General features: G+C 26.5%; 8 protein-coding genes and 1 pseudogene. All 9 read right to left on the reverse strand.

From position 1 onward, the window contains the following. Nucleotides 1-248, reverse strand: a pseudogene (locus tag G534_RS08635) (IS1182 family transposase); the annotation flags it as partial. Between the two features lie 114 nt (nt 249-362). Then, on the reverse strand, nt 363-635 hold the full coding sequence (locus G534_RS0106865; protein ID WP_027348454.1) for a chorismate mutase: 273 nt from the start codon (nt 633-635) through the stop codon (nt 363-365). A gap of 171 nt (nt 636-806) precedes the next feature. Beyond that, complete coding sequence (locus G534_RS0106870) at nt 807-2,249, reverse strand: SLC13 family permease (protein WP_027348455.1); 1,443 nt, start codon at nt 2,247-2,249, stop codon at nt 807-809. Further along, complete coding sequence (locus G534_RS0106875) at nt 2,233-3,501, reverse strand: peptidase U32 family protein (protein ID WP_027348456.1); 1,269 nt, start codon at nt 3,499-3,501, stop codon at nt 2,233-2,235. The genes G534_RS0106870 and G534_RS0106875 overlap by 17 nt, the downstream gene beginning before the upstream one ends. 6 nt (nt 3,502-3,507) lie before the next feature. Further along, entirely contained in the window at nt 3,508-4,428 is a 921-nt protein-coding gene (locus G534_RS0106880) for a peptidase U32 family protein (RefSeq protein WP_027348457.1), read from the reverse strand. Between the two features lie 174 nt (nt 4,429-4,602). After that, on the reverse strand, nt 4,603-5,019 hold the full coding sequence (locus G534_RS0106885) for a hypothetical protein (RefSeq protein ID WP_027348458.1): 417 nt from the start codon (nt 5,017-5,019) through the stop codon (nt 4,603-4,605). Nucleotides 5,020-5,082: 63 nt separating this feature from the next. Then, complete coding sequence (locus G534_RS0106890) at nt 5,083-7,077, reverse strand: hypothetical protein (RefSeq protein ID WP_156896585.1); 1,995 nt, start codon at nt 7,075-7,077, stop codon at nt 5,083-5,085. Nucleotides 7,078-7,164: 87 nt separating this feature from the next. Further along, nucleotides 7,165-8,001: an ATP-binding cassette domain-containing protein gene (locus G534_RS0106895; protein ID WP_027348460.1), complete on the reverse strand. Its 837-nt coding sequence runs from the start codon at nt 7,999-8,001 to the stop codon at nt 7,165-7,167. Between the two features lies 1 nt (nt 8,002). Beyond that, a complete protein-coding gene (locus G534_RS0106900; protein WP_027348461.1) occupies nt 8,003-9,085 on the reverse strand; it encodes a hypothetical protein in 1,083 nt (360 codons plus the stop codon). Nucleotides 9,086-9,417 lie beyond the last annotated feature (332 nt).

The raw sequence follows: 9,417 nt of genomic DNA on the forward strand, positions 1-9,417 counted from the left end.
TTTTCTGAATAACAAAATATTAGAATTTGAAGCATTGTTAGAGGGTTAACTTTAGGTTTTCTGCCAAAATGTGAGTAGACTTGATGAAGTTTAGATAAATCCATCCTTTCAATGATATTTTTTACAAGCCTTAACTTTACATCATCTTGAACATACACATCTATGTTAAAATTTAACTTTAATTGAATCGTATCGTTAATTAGTGTAGAATTAATGAGTAACGATGTAGGTTTATTAATGTTTTCCATACTTACATTGTACCAAAAAAAGACGAGGACTTTTTAAGTTTCTCGTCTTTTTTGTGATTGGGACTTATGCAACAGCCCCTTTTTTTAATTAAACTATCGTGATTATATTTTAATTTAATTTATTTTTTCTATTATATCTTTTTGATAGTCTTTAGAAACACCCATCAAATCTAGATAAAATTTTTCTAAATATTTTTCAAGTTCTTTATTTTCAAGATATGATTTTACTTTCTCTATAACAAGATTTTCTCTACTTGAATCAAAAATTTCCATATTATTTTCTTTTTTAACTTTAGCTATTTTTGAAGCTGTTTCCATTCTTTCTTCAAAAAGTTTAACTATTTGTTTGTCAATTTCATCAATTTTATTTCTTTCTTCTTGTAACATAATTCCTCTTTATTTTTTTAGATTAATTAATCTATAAATTTTATTCAATTATTTTTTATAATATTAAAATTTATATAATTCGATATCATTCATTAATTTTAATTTTTATTTCTATACGATATTTTGTATTGAACTTTTTAGAACAAATTTATATTTCTTAATGTAAAATATTTAAAATACTATTAACCCAATATTATAAGTCACAAATACTAATACAATTGTTGATATTATTAAAAATATCCCACCATATTTTATACAATCTTTAGAATTTATCCATCCACTTCCTATTGAAATTGCTACATATGGCATAGATGGCGCGGTCATCATTGCTAAAGAAGAAGCAAAACCTATCATTGAAATAAGTGCTGCAAGTTCCACTCCTCCTGGTTTTATAGTCATAAGTACTGTACTTATAAATGATACTGTAACTAAATTTGAAGTAAAATTTGTAAATATTCCTGCTGCTAATGTAAATATCAATACTATAAGCATAGGTGATGCATTTACAATTATAGGAATTATATTCTTTTGAATTATTTCTACAACCCCTATTTCTTGATTTGATATTGTTGTTCCCAAAAGAAGTGTAGAAGATACTAATAATAAACTTGGCCAATGTGCTCCTTTAGAAATAGCATCAGAAATATTTAATAATGGTTTATTTTCTATTTTTAATATAAGTAAAAATATCGTTGCAAGCAATGGAGGAAATGCTAGTCCATTCCCCTTTATAAATTTTGCAAGTGAAGGAAGTATTGAAATAAACATTTCTGGAACTATCCATAATGCCACCATTGTGAAGAAAATAGAAATTATTATTTTTTCTCTTTTTTCCATCTTTTCTTGAATTTCTAATGATTTTAAATTTACATTTTTAATATTTGTAAAATCCATTTTTCTTATAAACAAGAGTAAAAAACCAAATATAATTAATCCACTTGGTATACCTAGTAAAATATATTGAGAATTAGATATTTCAATACCTGTACTTTCCTTAAATATAGACATTGCCGTTACTGAAAATACATGATTTATAGGAGTCATGGCAGTTCCAATAGCAATAGTGGTAAATAAAGCAAAAATTAATCTATTTGCTGATTTATCCCCTTTTTTCCATCCAAATTGTTGAACTAATTCTTCATATAGAGGAAAGAAAAACATGAATATTACTGTAGGAGACATTATACTACTTATAATTAAAACTACTAAAAGTAAGCTTACTATAAATCCATATCCACTTGACTTCGCAAGTTTTGTATTTAGTAAATTAAATGAAACTCTTTTTAAAAAACTTGTTTGGTTTAGTGCATATGTCACAACAAATGTAAATAGTAAAAATACAAATGTCTGATTTCCAAAGGAAGATTGTAAAGCTTGATTAAACCCAATCTTTGGTATAAGACCTATCGCTAAAATAGCAAGTAAGCTTGGCCAATCTGTTGCTACAAATATCCACAATATTATAGATGCAAAAAATATACTTATCACTGAAAATGCTTCAGTAGATATATTCAGTAAATTCAATGTAAATAATTGATTTGTCCATGAAATTATATATATTAAAAGTCCTATAATTGTAAAAATAAGTTTTAAATTTTTACTTTTCTGATTCATTTTGTCCTATATACCTTCTAATTAAATCATTTGGTTTAACAGCTTGTTCTACTTTCATCTTATATATAAACATAGCTTGATTACCTTCTTCTACTGGTTCTTCATCTTCATTCCACAATTGTTTTAATTCTTGTCTGAAATGCTTCATACCTGGACCATATATTTCTAATTCATCACCTACTTTAAAATAGTTTCTTTGTCTGATTGTAGCAATTTGTGTATCTTCTTCATATGAGATTACTTCACCAACAAAATCCCATTCTGGATTTCTTCTTCTCTTACCAAATAATTGTTCATTTTCAGTTGGAACATCATAATAAAATCCTGAACATAATTCTCTTTGAGAAATTTTCCATAATTCATCAATCCATTCTTGTTTTAGAACATAATTATCTGGATCCTCGCAATAACTATCAACAGCTTGACGATAAACGCTTGATACAGTTGAAACATAGTGAATGGATTTCATTCTTCCTTCTATCTTTAGACTTTCTACTCCCGCTTCACATAAATCAGGAATATGATGAATCATGCTCATATCAACCGAGCTCATTGAAAATGGTTCAACTTCCGGATCATTTTCACCTGTTGTAATATTGTTTTTTTCTTTATTTTCATCCATATCAAACAAACCATATTTCCATCTACAAGATTGGGTACATCCACCTCTATTAGCATCTCTGCTTGCCATATGATTTGACAATACACATCTTCCTGAATAGGCAATACACATCGCTCCATGTATAAATGCTTCAATTTCAACATTTACATGTTTTTTCATTTCTCTTATTTCTTGCATTGATACTTCTCTTGCAAGAACTACTCTTTCTAGTCCTTCTGATTCCCAAAAATTCAATGTTTCATAATTTGCAGCAGATGCTTGTGTTGATAAATGAACTGGAAGCCCTGGAGCTTCTTCAAGGCAAATAGATATAAGTGCAATATCCGAAACTATAACTGCATCAACGCCAATATCTCTAAGCTTTCTGAAGAATTCCCCTGAACCTTTTTCATCGCCTTCATGAGTTACCATATTTGCTGCTACATAAACCTTTGCATCTCTATCATGTGCATACTTTACACCTTCTTCAATTTCATCATATCCGAAATTCCCTGCTCTTGAACGTAATCCATAAGCTTCTCCACCTATAAATACGGCATCTGCACCATAATTTATTGCAATCTTTAATTTTTCTAATGTACCAGCTGGTGCTAATACTTCTGGTTTTTTTAATATTCTTTTTGTAGTCATAATTACCTACCTTATCGCACTAGGATCTACATTGTAAAATCCTGTATCCATCCCCCTATTTTTAGGATGGAATTTCTTAACAGCTTCGTTTAATTCATTTGCTTTATCTTCATTCCAATTATTATCAAGTATTTCATTTTTAGCATTTATAAATAATTTTACTATTTCTACAAAATTATCTCCTGAAGTGAAAATACCGTCAAATTTCCATGTTGAAATATCCATTTCTATTAATTCTGAAAGATGTAATGACATGTTTATATCATTATTTGCAAATGTGTGTGTTCCATTTATATCCTGATAAATAGAATAATGTGTACTATCATCATTAGGATCTGATATAAAGAAACCTCTTTCTTTTCCATATTTATCATATCTTTTAATATAGTTGAAATAGTTTTGTAAAAGCGGTCTTCTTGATTGTTGTATACATGTAGCTCCATATACTAATATTTCTATTGGAAGTTTTGAATTTTTGGATATTTCCATTATCTCTTCCTTAGGTAATTCACGAGCTACTACTGCTTCTATAGCTCCTCTATCCTTCCAAAAATTAATCTGTCTACTATTAGTTGTCATTACTTGAGCGTCATATCTAAATGGTATTAATAAATCATTTTTTCTCATTATATGTATTGCACCAGGGTCTCCAACTGTTATAGAATCAACTTCTATACTTTTTAGAAACTTAAGATATTCTGGTAATTTTTCAATATCCTCATTATGTAATATTGCATTGACCGCTACAGAAACAGTTTTTCCATATTCATGTGCCAACTTAGTTAGTTTTTCTTGATCTTCTCTATCAAATGAACTGGGTAGTCTAAGTCCAAACTCATCTTGCCCGAAATAAAGTTCATCAACTCCAGCTTCAAGCAGTTTTTTAGCCTGTTCAATAGACTCTACCGTTGTAATTATTTTTATCATATTTACCTCTTATGTACTTTTTAAATTTATAAATAAATTCATCTTATTATTTTACCATTTTTAGAGCAGAAATTAAAATTTTAACCATTTTTTATAGAATGCTAATAATATTTATTATAAAATATTAAAAACTCTTGAAAATTTTTTAATAAATTTTCAAGAGTTCGATTATTTCTATTGTCTATCTTTGCCTTCAATATCCACTCTATATCCAGCTTCAAATTCTGCATAGACTTCTTTTATTTCTTCTAAATTAAAATCGGTATTTTTAACTATATCTGAAAAATCATGTTGATATTTAATATTAGCATGAGAGGTTAATGGATTATATTCCATAGTTCCTAAATCAATTTTTTGTCCATCTTTCTTAACTATGTAAAGAGGGATTTTAAAATCATCTATTTCTTTCTCACTATCATTTCTTAATTTACCTTCTACAATAAAAGTATTTTCTTCCGTTTGCTTTACAGATTCTATTGTAAAATAAACATCTTTATTTTTAATATGTTCTGCAGTACCATCTTTTTTACTGCATGAGATAAATATTAGTGCAGATATTAGTAATAGTGCCATTACTTTAATATTTTTCATATTATATACCTCCTAACAGATATTGTCGTAGTAAAATTTATATTGTATTTTAATTTCAATCCTTCATTTAAATATACTTTTCAATATCAAAATATTTGTTCCTATATAAGCGAGTATGTAAAAAACAAATATATATATATTATCAAAAATTTCATATCTTATTATTGAAATAGGGCTAGCTTGAGGCAGTATAAAATACCCTAACATCATAAGAATATTTATAAATATAATTATTATAAATGAATTAATAATAGAATTTTTAGATGATATATAATAACTAATATTTACAATTGTAAATATTAATAAAAAATATGAAAATAATGTCAATCCTAAAAATGCCTTATAATTCATTGTAGACGATATTGGAAATATATTGTTTATAGATATATCCGCTATTTTGTAATAAAATCCTTTATATAATTTAGCTATATGTGTTCCTATAATTATTGAAAATATAATTATTGAAACTAAATATAATACTCCTAGTCTTATCGCATTTCTACTGTTTATTCTGCGCATAGTGCCATATAATTTTTCTATTTTAGAATTATAATTTGATGAAATATAAAACGAAGTTAAAAGTCCTATTAAACCAATCCCTATAAAAGTATCTCTGTAAAAATTATAATTTTTTTTGACTGAATGTAAAAAATCTGTCGGCTCGGTATCAATATAGAAGCTTGCACCATTTGATCTTGCTAACTCAATCTCATTATGAATTGCAACAAGATTTTGATAATTACTAGATATTGGTGAAATCTCCATTAGTTCTTTTTCTTCTTCATCACTTCTATTTTCCAATTGTAAAAGTTCTAGTACCCTATTATAGTATTTTTCTGCCTCTTTAGTATCTTCTTCTATTTTAGAAATAAGTTTGTCATCTATATTTCCATAATATTCCCTTTTTGTAATACTTAAACTTTCGTAATTATAAGGTCTTACATAATTAAAATCTTTGTAACCCATATATGATAAGAATATAAGTAATAATAAAATTATTATACCTTTTGATCCAAGTAATATATTGTACGCTTCGTTAATGACAATATTATTTGTATTAATTCCCTTGAATATTCCACCAAATTTATTTTTTACTATCTTTCCGCTTCCATACAAAATACATGAAAGGACTAAAAACACTATAAGTAAAACTATATTTATTACAATTGCTATAAATTCAAACTGACCATTAAAAATAAAATTTATTGGTATTATTCTGCTAAAAGGTCTTTCAAAAAAACTAAATATATTAAAAAGTTTAAAAATTTCTTTTGAAGATCCCAATGTTATATTGTTATACAAATTAAATTCAAGCAATATAAATGCAAATAGTCCCATAAGAGCAAATCCTACTTTTTTCAGCAAAAATAATAGGAAACTAAATAATAATATTAAAAATATAGTTGTTAAATAAATTAACCCAATATTTAATATCATATATTCTAATAATGTGAATTTTAATGGTGCAAGATAAAATCCGTTAATATTTTGAATGAAAATATTTATCTTAGTTCCACTAATAATAAGGAAACTATAATCTATAAGACCCCAAATTAATACAATAATAAATGATAAAATCAAAAAAGCAATAAACTTATAAATATATAGTTTCTTTAAACTCAAACTATATGTTTTATACAATGAAATCAATGAGTTTTCTATATCTTGATAAAACATATAATAAAAAATAAATATCAAAAGACATACAAATAAAAATCCAGAATATTTTATGTTGTTGATATAATTATAAAAATATTCTGTATGAGTGAATTTAAGATCCATTCCTAATATATTCACCAAACTATCTTTCTCTATATTCAATAGTTTTTTTTCATTCATATCTATCATAGGAAGATTAAGCTTCTTATCAATGTCTTCTATAGATTTTTTTATATACTCGTCTCTATGTTTTAATGTATCTATTTCCTTGATAACTGAAAGAGGATATTTTAATAACCATTCATCATCCTTTATTTCTTTTATACTTATCGGTTCAACACCGTCTAAACTATTCTTGCTTGTAGTTACATCTGGCTCGAACATAACCCATGTATTCATAACTGACACAATAAGCAAAAAGAAAAAAACAAAAAAGATAATAGACTTATATTTAATTATTTTTCTTAATTCTCTGTATATCATATATCATCCCAGCCATTCTAAATAAACATCATCCATATTTGGACTAACTCTATTCTCATAGTCTTTTTTAGAAATAAATCTAGTTTTATATCCTTGAGGAACTCTCATGATATTAACTAACTTAAAACTATCATCATTCTTTTTCAGTTCTTCAATATTCTCGAAGCTTTCGTATACCTTAATATTGGCAAGAAGATTATCTTGTTTATCTCTATTTACAACTACTCCCTTTTTCAAAAATATAATTTCATTAGCTATAAGTTCTATATCACTTATAACATGAGTAGCTATAATTACTATTTTTCTTTTAGATATTTTAGCTAGTATGTCTCTTAAATTTTTTCTCTGAACAGGATCTAGTCCTGCTGTAGGTTCATCTAAAAGTAAAATTTTAGGATCATTTAAAAGTGATTGAGCTATTAAAATTCTTTGCTTCATACCTCCAGATATTTGTGATAAAGATTTTTTTCTATGATCATAAAGATCTAAATCTTTTAATAACTCTTCTATTAATTTTTTATTGTCGACTCCCTTTAATCCTGAAACATAATTAAGAAAATGTTCAAGACTTATAGGTAAATCCAAATTTTGTTGTTGAGGAACATATCCAAGACTATCCTTATATGTTTTCAAATTCTTTTTGATGTTTTTCCCATCAAATAACACCTGACCATCATAATCAATTATTCCAGATATTATATTTAAGAGTGTAGTCTTACCAGCTCCATTGTGTCCTAAAAGTCCGTATATTCCTTCTTCAAAAGTCATATTAAATTTATCTAGAGCTATATTTTCACCATATACTTTATTGACACCGATAAGTTCTAATCTTTCACTCATATCATTCAACCTCTATAGGATTTATTTTCTTACTATTAAAATCAATATGGTAATATCTATTTATCGCTTTATTGCTATTTAGTATAGCTTGGCCATCCTTAACAGATATTATGTGGAATATATCAGAATAACTACTTCCATCAACTTCACTAATTAAATTTCCTTTAATGTCATACTCATAATAAGTATTTGATGTCTTTGTATCTAAAGCATAGAATTTATCATTATCAAAATTTGAGATTATATTATCATTTAATGTAAATATTTCCTGTCTATTTTCTATATTATACACTTTTGCAACATCGTTAGTTTCTTTACCATCATTCGCATTTTCTAATTTAGATGATACAAAGGTTGCTATATATCCCTCTCCTACAGCAGTTAAAGTTCCTGTATTTGGAGCAAACAAGCTATCTTCTCCTGTTTTTATATCAAAAACCCATAGCTCATAATCATCTTTTTCATTTAATTTGCTATAAAAAACTAATGATTTATATATAGCTTCAATCTCTTTATCTTCAAGTTTTAAATCATGTTTCTTTAAATTCTTATCATATGCGACATATTCCATTTTTTCATCTATTAAAGATCCAATTATAAAATAATCTTCCGCAATATAAAAAGCGTTTGGCTCTTTCTCTAGCAATATATGATCTATTCTATCTTTACCTAAAAGATTTACAGATGATAAATAATATTTTTTATCACCTTTTTTATTTTCAAAATTAGATATATAATAGAATCTATTTCCCATAATATATATATCATCTAATACTTTTTTTGAAATGTAATTTTGAAAATCTGAAGAAAATTTTAAACTTTCTCCATCAGAAGCCTCAAATCTAACAGATTTATCATCAATAATATATGTTGTAAAAAGAAGTTGACTTACCCCATCTTTATAAAAAAACACATTACTGTCTTGAATAATATATGCACCATCTTCAGTATAAATAGACTGATAAGAGTCATTTAAATTAAACTTTCCATATTCTACACTACCATCAATCTTTGAACTACTACACGCTGTTAGAAAAAGCATAACGCTTAAAAATAATAGATATACTGCATTATTTCGCTTCATATATCCTCCTCGTATAATATAGTTGTAGTAATAAATACTACATTTTATTCTAAATCCCACTTTCTTATGGGATAATGATTGTATAGATAGAGGTCGTAGCTTTCCTCCTTGAAGCTTGTCTTCCTAATTAAGGGTTACGCCTCTACTTTACGTCCTTATTAGTATGAGCTGGATAGCACATTTCGTTGCTGTATATCTAACGAGGTTTGATTGTCGTAAAGTTCTTGAGGGTCCTTTCTCTATCTAAATTTATATTAAAGCTAGGTGATTTTATGTTTTACATTGGTGTTGATATTGCAAAGAATAACCACGAAGCCTCAATAATTGATTCT

The sequence above is a fragment of the Helcococcus sueciensis DSM 17243 genome (assembly GCF_000423145.1).
In the GTDB taxonomy this organism is placed as follows: domain Bacteria; phylum Bacillota; class Clostridia; order Tissierellales; family Peptoniphilaceae; genus Helcococcus; species Helcococcus sueciensis.

Excerpts from the sequence above, each read along its gene's own strand:
- G534_RS0106865 (WP_027348454.1), bottom strand. The coding sequence starts at position 635 with ATGTTACAAGAAGAAAGAAATAAAATTGATGAAATTGACAAACAAATA.
- G534_RS0106885 (WP_027348458.1), bottom strand. The coding sequence starts at position 5,019 with ATGAAAAATATTAAAGTAATGGCACTATTACTAATATCTGCACTAATA.
- G534_RS0106870 (WP_027348455.1), bottom strand. The coding sequence starts at position 2,249 with ATGAATCAGAAAAGTAAAAATTTAAAACTTATTTTTACAATTATAGGA.
- G534_RS0106875 (WP_027348456.1), bottom strand. The coding sequence starts at position 3,501 with ATGACTACAAAAAGAATATTAAAAAAACCAGAAGTATTAGCACCAGCT.
- G534_RS0106900 (WP_027348461.1), bottom strand. The coding sequence starts at position 9,085 with ATGAAGCGAAATAATGCAGTATATCTATTATTTTTAAGCGTTATGCTT.
- G534_RS0106890 (WP_156896585.1), bottom strand. The coding sequence starts at position 7,077 with ATGAATACATGGGTTATGTTCGAGCCAGATGTAACTACAAGCAAGAAT.
- G534_RS0106895 (WP_027348460.1), bottom strand. The coding sequence starts at position 8,001 with ATGAGTGAAAGATTAGAACTTATCGGTGTCAATAAAGTATATGGTGAA.
- G534_RS0106880 (WP_027348457.1), bottom strand. The coding sequence starts at position 4,428 with ATGATAAAAATAATTACAACGGTAGAGTCTATTGAACAGGCTAAAAAA.